Annotated in this window: 18 protein-coding genes and 2 pseudogenes; 6 read left to right on the top strand and 14 right to left on the bottom strand. The window is 35.9% G+C overall.

Going from position 1 to position 13363, the window contains the following annotated elements:
- Nucleotides 1-216: pseudogene (locus VB797_RS33510) on the bottom strand (ATP-dependent helicase); the annotation flags it as partial.
- Between the two features lie 493 nt (nt 217-709).
- On the opposite strand from VB797_RS33510, the gene VB797_RS33515 reads away from it, so the two are divergent.
- Complete coding sequence (locus VB797_RS33515) at nt 710-964, top strand: hypothetical protein (protein WP_323242120.1); 255 nt, start codon at nt 710-712, stop codon at nt 962-964.
- 26 nt (nt 965-990) lie between these two features.
- Here VB797_RS33515 and VB797_RS33520 read toward each other — a convergent pair whose 3' ends face one another.
- Nucleotides 991-1263, bottom strand: a complete 273-nt coding sequence (locus tag VB797_RS33520) for a hypothetical protein (RefSeq protein ID WP_323242121.1) — start codon at nt 1261-1263, stop codon at nt 991-993.
- 6 nt (nt 1264-1269) lie between these two features.
- Between VB797_RS33520 and VB797_RS33525 the strand changes: the two genes are divergently transcribed.
- A complete protein-coding gene (locus VB797_RS33525) occupies nt 1270-1782 on the top strand; it encodes a hypothetical protein (protein WP_323242122.1) in 513 nt (170 codons plus the stop codon).
- Between the two features lie 211 nt (nt 1783-1993).
- Here VB797_RS33525 and VB797_RS33530 read toward each other — a convergent pair whose 3' ends face one another.
- From VB797_RS33530 to VB797_RS33540, 3 genes are all read right to left on the bottom strand, one after another.
- Entirely contained in the window at nt 1994-2140 is a 147-nt protein-coding gene (locus VB797_RS33530) for a hypothetical protein (protein ID WP_323242123.1), read from the bottom strand.
- A 40-nt stretch (nt 2141-2180) separates the two neighbouring features.
- Nucleotides 2181-2327 carry an HNH endonuclease signature motif containing protein gene (locus VB797_RS33535; protein WP_323242124.1) on the bottom strand — a complete coding sequence of 49 codons (147 nt, stop codon included), beginning with the start codon at nt 2325-2327 and terminating at the stop codon, nt 2181-2183.
- 63 nt (nt 2328-2390) lie between these two features.
- Nucleotides 2391-2720, bottom strand: a complete 330-nt coding sequence (locus VB797_RS33540; RefSeq protein WP_323242125.1) for a hypothetical protein — start codon at nt 2718-2720, stop codon at nt 2391-2393.
- 282 nt (nt 2721-3002) lie between these two features.
- On the opposite strand from VB797_RS33540, the gene VB797_RS33545 reads away from it, so the two are divergent.
- Both VB797_RS33545 and VB797_RS33550 read left to right on the top strand, forming a co-directional pair.
- Complete coding sequence (locus VB797_RS33545) at nt 3003-3425, top strand: hypothetical protein (RefSeq protein ID WP_323242126.1); 423 nt, start codon at nt 3003-3005, stop codon at nt 3423-3425.
- Between the two features lie 3 nt (nt 3426-3428).
- Nucleotides 3429-3662 carry an HNH endonuclease gene (locus tag VB797_RS33550; protein WP_323242127.1) on the top strand — a complete coding sequence of 78 codons (234 nt, stop codon included), beginning with the start codon at nt 3429-3431 and terminating at the stop codon, nt 3660-3662.
- Nucleotides 3663-3860: 198 nt separating this feature from the next.
- Here the strand turns inward: VB797_RS33550 and VB797_RS33555 are convergent, their stop codons facing one another.
- The 8 genes from VB797_RS33555 to VB797_RS33590 form a co-directional block, all read right to left on the bottom strand.
- On the bottom strand, nt 3861-4259 hold the full coding sequence (locus VB797_RS33555; protein WP_323242129.1) for a hypothetical protein: 399 nt from the start codon (nt 4257-4259) through the stop codon (nt 3861-3863).
- A 97-nt stretch (nt 4260-4356) separates the two neighbouring features.
- Nucleotides 4357-4797 (bottom strand): hypothetical protein, encoded by a 441-nt coding sequence (locus VB797_RS33560; RefSeq protein WP_323242131.1) that lies wholly within the window; start codon nt 4795-4797, stop codon nt 4357-4359.
- Between the two features lie 355 nt (nt 4798-5152).
- Nucleotides 5153-5392, bottom strand: a complete 240-nt coding sequence (locus VB797_RS33565; protein ID WP_323242132.1) for a hypothetical protein — start codon at nt 5390-5392, stop codon at nt 5153-5155.
- A 135-nt stretch (nt 5393-5527) separates the two neighbouring features.
- On the bottom strand, nt 5528-6730 hold the full coding sequence (locus VB797_RS33570; RefSeq protein WP_323242133.1) for an Arm DNA-binding domain-containing protein: 1203 nt from the start codon (nt 6728-6730) through the stop codon (nt 5528-5530).
- Nucleotides 6731-7635: 905 nt separating this feature from the next.
- Nucleotides 7636-8394 (bottom strand): nucleotidyl transferase AbiEii/AbiGii toxin family protein, encoded by a 759-nt coding sequence (locus VB797_RS33575; RefSeq protein WP_323242134.1) that lies wholly within the window; start codon nt 8392-8394, stop codon nt 7636-7638.
- Complete coding sequence (locus VB797_RS33580; RefSeq protein ID WP_323242135.1) at nt 8391-8612, bottom strand: hypothetical protein; 222 nt, start codon at nt 8610-8612, stop codon at nt 8391-8393. Before VB797_RS33580 ends, VB797_RS33575 begins: the two co-directional genes overlap by 4 nt.
- Nucleotides 8613-8700: 88 nt before the next feature.
- Nucleotides 8701-9099: a transcriptional regulator gene (locus tag VB797_RS33585; protein ID WP_323242136.1), complete on the bottom strand. Its 399-nt coding sequence runs from the start codon at nt 9097-9099 to the stop codon at nt 8701-8703.
- A complete protein-coding gene (locus VB797_RS33590) occupies nt 9083-9382 on the bottom strand; it encodes a type II toxin-antitoxin system HigB family toxin (RefSeq protein ID WP_323242137.1) in 300 nt (99 codons plus the stop codon). Before VB797_RS33590 ends, VB797_RS33585 begins: the two co-directional genes overlap by 17 nt.
- Nucleotides 9383-9719: 337 nt before the next feature.
- On the opposite strand from VB797_RS33590, the gene VB797_RS33595 reads away from it, so the two are divergent.
- Both VB797_RS33595 and VB797_RS33600 read left to right on the top strand, forming a co-directional pair.
- Nucleotides 9720-10430, top strand: a complete 711-nt coding sequence (locus tag VB797_RS33595; protein WP_323242138.1) for a hypothetical protein — start codon at nt 9720-9722, stop codon at nt 10428-10430.
- A 218-nt stretch (nt 10431-10648) separates the two neighbouring features.
- Nucleotides 10649-12275 (top strand): annotated as a pseudogene (locus tag VB797_RS33600) (IS1634 family transposase).
- Nucleotides 12276-12806: 531 nt separating this feature from the next.
- Here VB797_RS33600 and VB797_RS33605 read toward each other — a convergent pair.
- The gene (locus tag VB797_RS33605) at nt 12807-13271 is read right to left on the bottom strand and encodes a DUF1772 domain-containing protein (protein WP_323242139.1); all 465 of its coding nucleotides are present in this window, start codon (nt 13269-13271) and stop codon (nt 12807-12809) included.
- Between the last annotated feature and the right edge of the window lie 92 nt (nt 13272-13363).

Here is a 13363-nt window from a genome sequence, read left to right on the forward strand (position 1 = left end):
TTGTTTGATGACTTTCTTAGCAGTTTCAATTTGGTACCAGTGTTTGTCAATATTGTAAAGTTCCGCCAGACATACTAATTGGTCGTAGTCAGCCAATATTGATAAATTAAATAGGGACAGTCTGGCTTCATAGCTTTCATATGAGCTAAATTGGCGGTTTTTGAGAGCATAGGCAGCTTGCGAATCTTCAAATTTCAGCGAATAACTATCAGTCATTTGAAATTTAAAATGGTACTGATATTAATTCTGGCAGAAAAAATAGATTCCGATTACTTTTGATACAACTCTTTAGCTTAACCGAACACCAAATAGCGATATAAAATTTTTCTTCGCTGTTTGAGAATCTAGATTGATTTCTGCGCTCAGTAATAAAACTAAGAGTAAGTTAGAGCGCTTCGGAAACCGTAAAATTATAGCAACAAGCACTATGCAGAGATATCTACTGGCGTTACAGGTTTGATGCAATGATGCGGTTGCACCTGTCGTAGGCTATAACCCTTCTCTTCAAGACGCTGAGCCACACGCGACCCAGGAACGCAAACGGAATGCTCTACCCATCGAGAACACCTTACGGTGAAAGAGTTCGGCGCAGTCGTGCGGTTGATCGCATGAGCATCACAGTTAAAATAGTTTTTTTGTACTATTTTATGCTATTATTCAGTCAATGTATTCAATTTTTGTGCCAAGCATTGAAACTGGAGGAGATTTTATGTCCAATCATAGTGGAAGTCGTATGCTCAACGATATTATTCAACTGTTGAATGATCAAGAAGTATTAAATACTATCGGACTGCAAAAATCTCAGCAAGTGATTACTCAAATCGTCGATATTGCATCTAGAATTTATGATTGCAACTCTGGAGAAATTCTAGATGGTCACACAGATTACCTCAATCTTTGTTATTGTTGCCTTGCGATCGCAACCGATCTTGATAATGGTTTGTGCCATTCCTGTCGAAGTTAGCCATTACAATAACTGCAACTTCATCCTCAGCCCCACACCCGACGTAAATTAAAGACGAAACCTAGTAATACTTTATCACCAGATAACGAATCGGGATTTTCTAATACTTCCACAGCATAACCCGGTCGATAAATTTCTACACGTCGCGGTTGTGTATCTAGCAACCAGCCAAATCTTGCAACATTATCAATATACTCTCTCATATGCAGCTTGTAACGATTCAAGCTTATCTGAGCTAGACCATTTTTCATGTATAGTATATTTGTATTGTAATGTTGACAAAGTGAAGCCTCTATCATTCATCTATGCCGGAATTAACTAAAATCCAAACGATAGCCGAATCGTATTCTCCTCAAGAACTATTTGCTGCGTTGGCTTGGCAACGTAAATTCAATAATTTTGACGGGGAACAAGTTATTCGTGACTTATCGCAAAATAATGATTTATGGGAAAGCTTTTTATTTACAAAACCGATTTTTGCCCCAGATCAAAATGGTTTGAGTTTTGGTGGTGTAATTGATACCCTCGTTGCAATGGCTAACTATCGTCCAATGCCAGAAACCAGTATGATCCATTTCATTGCTTATCCCGCAGATACCTTATATGTTTTGAGTGAAAATCAAGACTCCAAAGTATCCCAACTTGTAGATTTGGGTAAAAAGTGGCAAGCAGATTGCGTAGAAGTAACCGATGGAACAGATGCAGAATACACTTATCGACTCAAACGTATGCTGAGATATCGATTTGAAGAAGCACTATGGGGAAATGAGAAAAAGGAACAACGGGATGCGGTTGTTGTTTCTTATTGGTGGGATTAAATTTAAAAAGACTGGGTATATTAGAAAGTAAAAAGCGATAAAGTGACACATCAAGGGATAGCTAAAAAAGCGTCATCATAAAAATACAAAAAGATTATAGTAAACGTCCTGGGTTAATATCGCGGTTGCATAAAGCGGGGTTGTTGGAGAAGTAAAAATATTTATAATAAATTATTTAATTTTGATATTTATAGATACTGTCCTTGATTAATCAATACTTGTCGTTGAAGTACGCGCTGCCGGAACATTCTTCTTGAAGTAGTCTTGCAGTTGCTTGAGCAATTTGAGTTTTCCCTTCGATATTCGCATTTTTAATATAAAAATGTTCATCCCATATCTGACGACGTGGATTAAACAAGGGAACAATTTCTTTAGTCGTTTGATCTAATGTAGCAAAGTCAGAGCCGAAGATGGCGATTACAAGATAGACATGAAAGTGCCAAATTATCTAAAATGGTTTCACCACCATGCTTGATTGCAATAATATGATCTACCTCATGTGTATAAATAGAAAAATCTTGAAGAAGCAGACAATATACAAGCACGTTTATTCGCTCTTTCTTGAACAAGTTTACGTAATTTTGTAGAAATATAATCAGAAGTCATGTTTACTCGTTGCGTTTGAAAGCTCTTGCTTTTAACAAAATCATCATATGCTCTAACTGTTCGTAAACATCTAGTTCAGCTAATTCCATTGAATTAAGTGTAGTGGAACGGTTTCTTGACAATAATTCTTCTAATCTCGACTGAGCTTGAGGTGAAACTTTAAAAGCAATTATTTCTTCTGGTGTTGGGCGCTTAATTAAAAAGTCAAGAACTTCTTGATAAACTAAGGGGATATCTGTAGGCTCAGTTTTAACTGTCTTACTTATGTTTGTCGGTAAATTTGCAACATCTAACAATTGCCATAGCAATTCGGGTAAACGATTTTGCGCCATGTTCTAGACGCTGAGCTAGTTCATCGGAAACTTGAATTGTTAATTCTGCCATTGCCTGGGGTTTTGTCCTGTCAGCTTGTCTTGTATGCTAATTATAGCTTTACCTTTTACATAGAGCGCATAAGAAAGTTAATCCGGCTTAGAAACTCTATAAAAGCGCGTTACGTTAAATTATTCTTCTATAATTGACTTTTTAATAAGACAAGCTATTCTCAAGAAGAACAGATAGTTTTGGCAATGTTAATATTAAAAGTAATAAAAACAAGCAACATCTAACAACCAATGGCAACGCAAAAAGTCACGGTTGAACTCCCACAAGCTATTTTTCAACAATTAGCTCTTATCGCTCGCGCAACTCAGCAGCCCTTAGAAGTCCTAGTAGCCCAAAGCATCGTCAGCAACTTACCCCCTACACCCGACAATGCACCAGTCGAAATTCAGGAAGAACTTCTGAAAATGCAAATTTGGGATCTGGAGGAATTATTGGCGATCGCCAACAGTCAAATCACCTCGGAGCAGCAAAAACGCCACACAGAATTATTGGAGAAAAATAGCACAGTCGAGGAACTAAACAAGAGCGAACGTCAAGAACTTAGTGATTTAAGAACAAAAGCAGACCGTTTAATGTTACAAAAAGCTTATGCTTGGTCAGTTCTCCGCTGGCGAGGACACAAAATACCAAATCTGAATGAAATGCCCCTTTAGTTCATGGCTATTTCTGACAAAATTCGTTCTGAAGTTATAACTCGGGCTAATTATAGGTGTGAGTATTGCCAAACTAACTCTCGATTAATTGGAATGCCATTGGTTATGGAGCATATTTTTCCTAAAACTGCTGGTGGTGGAGATGAATCCGAGAATTTGGCAGCTTCTTGTTATCGGTGTAATGAATTTTTATTGGCGCAAAAACCCACGCGATTGACCCAAAGACAAGTCAGTTAGTTGCGTTATTTAACCCAAGAAAACAATCCTGGCAAGAACATTTTAATTGGGTGAATGGTGGAACCCATATTGCTGGTATAACACCTACTCTTAGAGCAACCGTAATTGCTTTACGACTAAATAATGATTATTTAACAGAAGCAAGAGCGTTATGGATTGAGAGCAATTGGCATCCGCCATCATAAATGTTTGTTTTTATCAATTATTTACTCTTAAAATTAAAGCATTAATTTTTTCATTATCAATATTTATACCCTTGCGTTCTAAGTATGGACGTAAATTAATTTGAATAAATAAATCCTTTAATTCTTCAGCGATTTCTTCAGGAGGATTTCCCGATAAAGCTGTTGCGATTAAACGTTCTGCTACTTTAAATTCTCCACAATCTACAGCAAGAGTTGCCGCGCTGCGATGTAAAATGGAACGACTTGGTTCTGCATCTAATTGATCGGCTATTAATGCAGCAGTAGCTTGCTCGTTCTCAAATGCTTCTCGAATAAGTTGCGAGGCTTGTTCTAAGTTACCTTGAAGTTTAGCAGTAAAAGCTGCTTCCGCCAAATCCATCGCTGTAGTATGTTTTTCTTGAATTTGACTCATTTTCTTTCTACATAAGATAGAGGTGTACTAAATTCGACAATGATAATATATGCAGGAAACTGACCATCTGAGACTTCGGTTTGTTCCTTTTTCTGTTTTATTCTAGCTTTAACACGGCTTGAATCACCATGCATCGTATACCAGATACCTCAAGCCTAACTTTATTTTTAAATGGTTGCCCTTCATCTACGTCCGTAGTGCCTAACCAGTAATCAAATCCCGTACCTTTCCGAGAGCGTTCAATTACTGTTAAATCAGTTAGTTCTCTAACAATTAAAAATGCAATACCGTAAGCTGCTTGTTCTGTTGTAAACTCCTCATCATTCCAGCAGCGTAACATTTGTTCGGTAACTGGTTGCCAGGATAGCTCAAATTTAGCGTCAAAATCTCCATTAACAGTGATTTCCGCACCCTGGGAATGTTTCTGTTCCTCCAAGCATACCGCACAAGCTTCTGCCAAGGCAGCCCCAAAGGAAGGGGTAATAGCTGGTAAACCCTTGGCTAAATCAGTAATTACGAGTTTTCGAGGCTCATTCAAAATTAAATCTATTTCACTCAACTTAGTTCAATTGTACTTTGTTCTGCTAATTATTTAGTAAACTCTCATAGCTTCTTACTGAAATTTCTTGCTTTAGTAAGATGTAGGATTAGCGCGTAGTTTTTCTTGCAGAATATAGCAATTGTAGAATTCGCAATAAAATTAATTTAATACTGACAGTACTAAAAAAGCGAGGTAACTATATTTACTTATTACTATTTGCTAATCTAATTTGAAGCCGTAAAAAAGTCTAAGTAATTATCGCAAAAAGCTTTCTATGAAAGGAACATGAGTTTTAATCGCATTGGTGAACTCGCTAAATACTAAATGGTGTAAAGATGGTGTAAAACTGATTTTAGCGACTGAAATACTTATATGACAGGGAATTTACTCGGACTGAAAATCCTACATGAGCGGTAAAACAATATCTTTCTTCATTTGCAAGTAGATTTACTTTCACCTTGGAAATAATTGCATTTAGCCTTGCACAGAAAGCAGCTTTTAAATTGTCGAGTGCGAAGCGACTTCCAAACCATTCCGATTTACGAGCAGAATTAGAATCAGCTTCTTTGTAGTACCATATATGATTTAGCAATGCGGATTTGTCGGGAATATTCCCACTGGTGGATAAACACACATATCATATTTTAAATTGCTATAATCCTTGCATTACAAGCTTTTCACCACATTATCATTTCGGATAATATGGCTGTAAAATTCATAAAACTATTTAAAACTCTGGCACAAACAATTCCTTACTCGCTCCTGCATAATGCTCATAAATCATTTTAGGACTAGTTCCAACTAATTTAGCAACATCCTTTGCATCGAGCATCTTGGTTCTTCCATCCGAGGTAGGAATCGGTGTTTCCAATGCTGCTGTAATAAAAGTATGTCTGGTTTGATAAAGTTTACGATACTCAATAGTGTCTTCTAATTCTTGAAGCACCGAACGCCATACTCTCGTAGTAAGGTTATGGACATCAATCCATTTACCTTTGGGAGAAGGAAATACTTTTGTCTCTCCGCTAGCATCTTTTAGCTTGATAGACTTTAGCAATCCTGCAAGCTTCTCGTTTGCTGGAAACGAACGTTTTTTCTGAGTTTTCAATCCTTTTTTGCAAACTAGCCCGTTCTCTGCTTCGACTACTGCTTGCTCAAATCGTATTGTACTAAAGTCATCTGAAATATGCTTCCATTGCAAAGCAACAGCTTCCGATGGTCTACATCCGCTCATGAAAAGAAATTCTATTAACGGGGCATAATAGTTGTAAGAATTATTATTTTTGAAGCTCTGAATAATCTTGTCCCTTTCTTCTAAACTAAAAGGATTAATATCCGAAGCATCAGATTGACTTTTAGGAATTTTAATTTCACTCGCCATTCCAAAAAACGGATTGTGACTAATCATCTGAGATTTTAGCGCCCATTGGCAACAAGCTGCTAGCTGGGTGACTATCCGTTTAGCTGAATTCGCTGTTTTATTAGCAACCAACCAATCACGGATTGCAATGGCATCATTTAAGGACTTACTTGGTAACTGTGATTCGATGCAGCGAGCGATTTTAGTATAATCTTTAGCTAAAGTACTCGGTGATAGGCTTGAACGCTTAAATTCCGTATATTTCTCCCACAACTGCGGCAGAGTTGGTTGAGAGGGAGATGGTGTAGAAGATGGTGTAATATGCCGGTTGTCAAATTCTGACTTATATTTGCCTAAATCCTTGGGGTCAAACCGCTCGTACAAAATATCTTTTTCAATTTCCGAAGCCTTCAATTTGGCTAACTTCCGATGATGCGGCGTATCGGGATAACCAGTAGAAATATAATATCGCTTGCGAGCGAAATGAAATCTCAGCTGCAAACGACCATTAGAAAGTATTACCGATACAGAACCTTTAGAAGCTCTGCCAGTTGGTGTTTTAGAAGCCATGAGTAATGAAGGTGTAATCTACATTCTAGTGTACACAAGGATTACACCATCTTTACACCATTTTTTTATCCAAATCGACCTAAAGATATCCAATAATTTGGTTACACCTTCTTTAAGTCGTCCTCCAAAACTCTTACCCTGTAAGCAAGAACATCGAATTTTCAGTAATGCCAGGAACCAGACTTGAACTGGTGACACGAGGATTTTCAGTAATCAAAAAACTACAATTTTTCAGTACTTTCACGCTATTCAAAACTATCCTACCCCAATTTTACCCCAATAAATCACGCTTAAACATTAGCTTTTCGTTTTTTAGTCCTATGCTCACTTAGCTGAAACCCTCATTATTACGTTTAACTACTCCTATGCTCACTTTACTGAAACCCTTATTATTTCGTTAAATTACTCCTATGCTCACTTTACTGAAAACCTTATTATTTCGTTCAACTACTCCTATGCTCACTCCAACCGAAATTACTTGTTTTTCTTACGTGTAATCCGGCTCGGGATAATCAGGTACTATTTTAGGTATTGTTACGAATTCTGCTGCCAGATTATCAGAAATGATAATGTGGTAAAAAACTTATTACGTAAGAATTGTAAGTATTTTTACTATACATGAATTAGTAAAGACTCCTGGCATCATATCAAAAATTCAGAAGGCAGCTATGTAGGAGGCAGGAGGCAGGATGCAGAAGGGACTCACGCTTAAAAGCATTCTTATTGAAATTAAGGACATAAATATTTATCGCGCTGTGCGTCTCAAGATATTGTTTCTTTTTTTACCGAAGCTCTAAACTCAGAACGCGCATTTTTAATTAATACTTTTGACTTTCTGCCCTCTGTCCTCTGCCTCCTGCCTTTCTTTGTAATATTGTCAACTAATATTGACTGAATTTAATGTATTACGAGTCAAATAAGTCATCAAATATATCATGTTGCTCTTGAAAAGTTCTTTGTATATTAGGCAAGCCCAAATCTTGGGAAAGTAAATCAATCCCATCAATGATTTTAGGAATTTGGGCTTTCTCTACTTGTAAAGAAGTAAAACATTTTTCCCTATAATCAGGTCTAGAATGAAAATTTTGTATGGCTTTTTTTAAAGGTCGTATAACTTCATAAGCATTTTCAGCTTTATCTATTGAAGATTGAGGAATTGGATAATTTAATCTCAGAATTGCTAAATCAATTAAATCCCTAGCTTGTATGCTATCGTCCATATATCTATCGGAATTTGATAGTAGCTTAGAGGTAAAACAGTCAATTAAACTTAAGCATGGAACAGATGACCATTCTGTATATCTTGGTAAATCTAATTGAAAACGAGTTTCTGCAACAATTTCTAGTTTTATAGGCATATCATCCACTCCAACAATCATTCTAATACCGTACTGGTCAGTTGTAGAACGACCTATTTTAATTTTACTTATATCGTGGAATAATATTTCATATCCGTTGTCAAATATTTCAGTTCTTAAGTATTTATAGCCTCCTGTACTAACAGAAGATAAAAAATCAATATCATTACTCCATCGGTATTCTTGAAAATCAAGAGCAAGAAGAGTTCCACCACCGAAATAGCTGGAGCCTTTTTTAAGAATTTCAAAGTCTAGACATTCAAGTATTGTAAGAATTTTATTATGATGTTCTAATCGGAAGTTCATAATTCAACTTTCAACCAGGAATCATAAAACTCGGCAATTTTTTTGATAAACTCAAGTTCATCATCTCCCAGATTATTAAACAAATTTCTATATTTCCAGCCCCGCTCATAACGACCTAACATTTCCTCTAAAGTAAACTCGTAAACATTAGCAGTCTGCCAGCAAATTGATTCTAGAAAAGGTAGCTTGTCTGGTACATAAGCAGTTTGAGCATTCATTTCCTATTCCCCACTTTGATCCCACAAATGACCGCTATCAAGCTTTACGCTGATAGCACGAGCTTGTAATTCTGTGTTTTCTCTTTTCTCAAATAAACAAGCTAGACGATACTTTAAAATACTCACTCAAAGCCTTAGCTTGTGCTTTACTAATCGCTCGTTTACCATTTACGATTTCCGATACTACACCACTTGAGCCAATAATTCCGACCAAATCAATTTGACGGGTTCCACTTGATTCCATAATATGCTGTAGAATTTCATGGGGTGCAGATTCTTCCATTGGATAATTCTCTGTCTCATAAGCTTCTACTAAGATTACAAGTAACTTATGTAAAGCTTTCTCCTCAGTAGTGCGATTCTTCTTAAAAGTTAGCTCCTCTACTATTTTTAAAACGCGCTCGTACTCTTCCTCTGTCTCAATTGCAACAGGAATAACTTCTGTAAGAAGATTGCGGTAAGTATTTCTATTAAAAGTAAGGGTCATTTTTCCACTTATCTTTGTCGTATTGGGCGTGTGTAAGAAAATATTTGTAGTAAATTACCTGGTTTTCATAGTCTATCCCAACAATTAAACGATATGCATTACCTTTTATGTTAAAAACAGTAAAATTACCAACAGCTTCTGCATCCCTATAAATTAAGCGAACATCCTCTAAATTCGTCCATTCAGCTTTTTTAGTAGTTGTGTACCAATCTTCAACCTGCTTTTTGACATCAGGAAATTGATTAGTATCAATGCGAAGCTTGCGAATAGAGATTAGATGCATTCCCCCCCTAGTTAATTCAACACAATTAATTAACTTAAAATTCATACTCTCAAAACGAGAGTAAGCTGTCAAGATATTTATTCTTGCAATATTTTCATTAATTGCGTTTTTACATCAACGTATATCCATCGCTATGGGTTGATTATCACGGCTTCGCTAAAATAAAACTATTTCCCGCTCACAATGTGAGCTATAACCTATACTCCACCCAAACTTCTTACTTTCGAGCAATTTATTACTGAGTAGGTCGATAACGCCTGTTACTAACTGATTGACAGAGAATGAGGAGTTTAGGAAAAAATTGGGGTTATTGTAGGGAGTGCGATAAGCCGGAGGCTTGACGCTTCTCGTATCGCATTTGCTTGGGTGTGTTTGTGGAACTGTGCGATCGCTCAACCATCATTATCTAGAAACAAGGCATGAAAATCACGGTAGCCACTCAAAACCCGCTCAACTTCAATACCATTTTCAATTGGACGATAAAAAATTATGTAATTGCTCCTCTCAAGGATGGTGCAAGAGAATCGAAACTGCGTCCCATATTCGGAAAATCAGCTTTGTAGGGGAAAAAGTCGCAATTAAGTTTGAGGATGCTGCTAATCCCTGCGAATCAAGTAAAACTGCTCGTTGGGTGACAGTGGAAGGGAAAAAATTGGGAATTATTGATGCGCGATCGCCTCATTTGCTTCCTGGTTGTGAAGCGATCGCATGTATCACATCTTCCTCTAGTACCAGCGTTATTATCACCAGTTTGAAAAATTCTGAGAATAAATTACAGATTGATCGCATTAATCAATATGCTTTTGCTAATCATAACTGGCAGGGTGAGAAAGCGAATATTACTCTCGATATGCAGCAAACTGGTTTCAGAAAAGCACCTGTCGTTTTTGCAAAACTTGGAAATCAGGTTTTGGGTGTTTTGAATAAGGAATCAGTTGGTTTTCTAACCCAACAGCTTGCTGCAAAGGGCAAGACAATCAAAGAATTAACAATTGCAGGAACTGTTAATACCCACATTTCGCACCCCACAGCCTCAAAAATTAGCTAACGCCAACAATAGTACATAGAGACTATTTGAAATTTAGATTTATTGAAACTAAATGAGAAAATTACTATTAATCTTAGTAATTATGTATTGATTAGCCAGTATTGTAGGTTTTACTTGAACGTCTAGTTTTTCTGATAGAAAGAACAGATTTTAATAAGTTTTTAAGCACACAAAGTGTGAAAATACGAGCAAGGTGTTTTTCACATAATAAGGATGCTATGTCTACTCTCGAAGAAATTGAAATTAAAAATATTGACCATTTGGGAATAGTCGCCGGAATTATTGATTCAATTGGTTTAGTCGAAATAATTAATAACTTAGTTGGAGAAGATATTTCCGAAAAAATTAGTTCTGGTCATGTTGTAAAAGCAATAATTTTAAATTATTTAGGCTTCGTTTCTGCACCGCTGTATATGTTTTCAAAATTTTTTGAAACCCGACCTTGTGAACATTTAATTGCAGAAGGAGTAAAACCAGAATATCTCAAAGATGATAAGTTGGGTAGAACAATGGATAAATTATTTAATCAAGAATTAAGTAGTGTTTTTTTAGCGATTTCATTAAATGCAGTCAAAAGATTTGATGTATCATTATTGTTTGAACATCTAGATTATTCGTCTTTTCACCTGCATGGTAAATATAACAACAATAGAAAAGATTTGGATGTAAACAAACCAGAAATAGAAAGCACAGAACCAAAAGAAATAAAAATAACATATGGTTACTCCCATGACCACAGACCAGATTTGAAACAATTTATTTATTATTGATTTGATATGTTCTGGAGATGGAGATATACCAATTTTTTTCAAAACTACATCTGGGAATGAGGCTGATTCAGCGAGTTTTGGTAAAATATTAGTTGATTTTAAAAAGCAAATAGAAGTTGATAGTTTGATGGTCGCGGATAGTGCTTTATATACTGCCGCAAATTTAAAATTATTATCTGATATTAAATGGTTATCTCGCGTACCATTATCACTAGCTGAAGCTAAAAAATTGGTTTCAAGTATAAACTATTCTGAATTAATCAAAAGTAAAATAAATGGTTACTCATATGTTGTGAAAGAAAGTAGTTATGCCTCGATTAAGCAAAGATGGTTAATAGTTGAAAGTGAAGCTAGAAAGAAGTCTGACTTACGACAATTAGATAAAAGAATTCATTCCGCAGAAATTAGCGCTACTTCGCAATTGAAAAAATTACAAAGAGAACAGTTTAATTGTTATGAAGATGCGATGAAAGCAGCATCAAAGTTATCCCAAAAAATCAAATATCATCATTTGGATAATATTAATGTTCATGAAAAGATATTATCCGGTAAAACTGAAAATCAAAACCATTTTTTCCAAATAGAAGCAACATTGTCGAAAAACGAAGATGCCATTAACAATAGTATTCAAAGCACTGGACGCTTTATTCTTGCCACAAATGTTTTGGATGAAAACATACTTAGTAATTCAGAAATGATTTCTGAATATAAAGCTCAACAGTCTTGTGAAAGAGGATTTGGTTTTCTTAAAGACCCCCTATTTTTCGCAGATAGTGTCTTTCTTAAAACTCCAAAAAGAATAGAAGCTCGCTTCTTTGATAATGGCGTTATGTTTATTGGTTTATACTCTTGCACAGCGACAAATACGCGCTGCTCTTTCATCATCAAAATCGACTATTAAAAATCAATTAGGTAAACCTACAGAACGCTCTACATTAAGATGGATATTCCAATGCTTTCAATCTATTCACCTTCTATTATTAAACAATGATAAGCAAATATCTAATCTTACAGAAAATAGAAATACATACTCAATTTTCTACCCAATGAATGCTGCCAATACTATCAATGTTAGCTTAAATAATTAATATAGTTATTTCTCAAATTATTTATTATTGGAGTTATAAGATTCATTACTTTTAGCTCCTAACTTCGATGCTTTTTTTCTATTTTTATTTCCATAAATATTACTAATATCTAACAAATTTTAGATTATATATAGCATTTATTTATATATCGAGTATAAATTATCATTCAAATACAATACTTTTCTTGTTGAGACTTATTGACATTAGTTTTGTATGGCGATCGCAGTGTACTAAATAAAAAAAACCAGATGTTTGTACGATTTAATACTTTTTTTAATGTATTGCCCGTGATAACCGAGTGCTACAGATTAGGGTGCGGAATGTGGGATATAAAGCCGTCGGCTGACATATCTTCACTAAAGCCGAAGTGTCTCTTCACAAAGGTGGCTGATGCTGTGACATCATCGACGTTAAGTGAAATGGCTGAAGCAGTAATATCTGCATAATGACTCTCTCCTTAGATGAGACGAACGACAAAGGTTATTATACTATTCAGAATTGGCACATCAACCTCCTAATTAAATCGCGATCGCCATTGTTAATGATGCTGTTGCTGCCAGTGCTGCGATCGTGCGGACATGGTTCCAAAGCGTCCAGTTAACAAGGTAATTAGCCCAGATTGCGCCGTCAGTATTACCTGGCTCAACTTTTGCCAATGCTTCGTTCATCGGTACATTGAAGGCAATTGTTACTCCTAATGTACCGACTAAATATAATAAACTACCTACAAGTAAATAAACCGCACCGGGCTGATGCCATTTTGAAATTAAAGAAATTAAAAGAAAGATGCAAGCTATAGCTGTTCCCAAAAACACCCCCATGAATAGCGGATTAATTACTGTAATATTAATTGCTTGCATAGCAGTAATACCTTCAGATGGTTGGAGTCGAGCCAAAGCATTCATTACAAAAGTCGAGAAAGCGAAAAACACCCCAGCTATCAACCCGCAACCTAGTACAGCGAAAAGTTTCAACGCAAACATGAAATCTCCTAGAGATTACTGAAAAAAAGCAGGGGGAAGATAATATATTTTTGTACATTTTACCCTCTGCCTTCTTTTTAATACACTGTGCG

The organism is Rivularia sp. UHCC 0363, from assembly GCF_034931125.1.
In the GTDB taxonomy this organism is placed as follows: domain Bacteria; phylum Cyanobacteriota; class Cyanobacteriia; order Cyanobacteriales; family Nostocaceae; genus Rivularia.

What these genes read in the sequence shown, in the direction of transcription:
- VB797_RS33545 (WP_323242126.1), top strand. Translation starts at nt 3,003, where the DNA reads ATGGCAACGCAAAAAGTCACGGTTGAACTCCCACAAGCTATTTTTCAA.
- VB797_RS33585 (WP_323242136.1), bottom strand. Translation starts at nt 9,099, where the DNA reads ATGACCCTTACTTTTAATAGAAATACTTACCGCAATCTTCTTACAGAA.
- VB797_RS33520 (WP_323242121.1), bottom strand. Translation starts at nt 1,263, where the DNA reads ATGATAGAGGCTTCACTTTGTCAACATTACAATACAAATATACTATAC.
- VB797_RS33575 (WP_323242134.1), bottom strand. Translation starts at nt 8,394, where the DNA reads ATGAACTTCCGATTAGAACATCATAATAAAATTCTTACAATACTTGAA.
- VB797_RS33580 (WP_323242135.1), bottom strand. Translation starts at nt 8,612, where the DNA reads ATGAATGCTCAAACTGCTTATGTACCAGACAAGCTACCTTTTCTAGAA.
- VB797_RS33590 (WP_323242137.1), bottom strand. Translation starts at nt 9,382, where the DNA reads ATGCATCTAATCTCTATTCGCAAGCTTCGCATTGATACTAATCAATTT.
- VB797_RS33605 (WP_323242139.1), bottom strand. Translation starts at nt 13,271, where the DNA reads ATGTTTGCGTTGAAACTTTTCGCTGTACTAGGTTGCGGGTTGATAGCT.
- VB797_RS33555 (WP_323242129.1), bottom strand. Translation starts at nt 4,259, where the DNA reads ATGAGTCAAATTCAAGAAAAACATACTACAGCGATGGATTTGGCGGAA.
- VB797_RS33550 (WP_323242127.1), top strand. Translation starts at nt 3,429, where the DNA reads ATGGCTATTTCTGACAAAATTCGTTCTGAAGTTATAACTCGGGCTAAT.
- VB797_RS33515 (WP_323242120.1), top strand. Translation starts at nt 710, where the DNA reads ATGTCCAATCATAGTGGAAGTCGTATGCTCAACGATATTATTCAACTG.
- VB797_RS33570 (WP_323242133.1), bottom strand. Translation starts at nt 6,730, where the DNA reads ATGGCTTCTAAAACACCAACTGGCAGAGCTTCTAAAGGTTCTGTATCG.
- VB797_RS33540 (WP_323242125.1), bottom strand. Translation starts at nt 2,720, where the DNA reads ATGGCGCAAAATCGTTTACCCGAATTGCTATGGCAATTGTTAGATGTT.
- VB797_RS33525 (WP_323242122.1), top strand. Translation starts at nt 1,270, where the DNA reads ATGCCGGAATTAACTAAAATCCAAACGATAGCCGAATCGTATTCTCCT.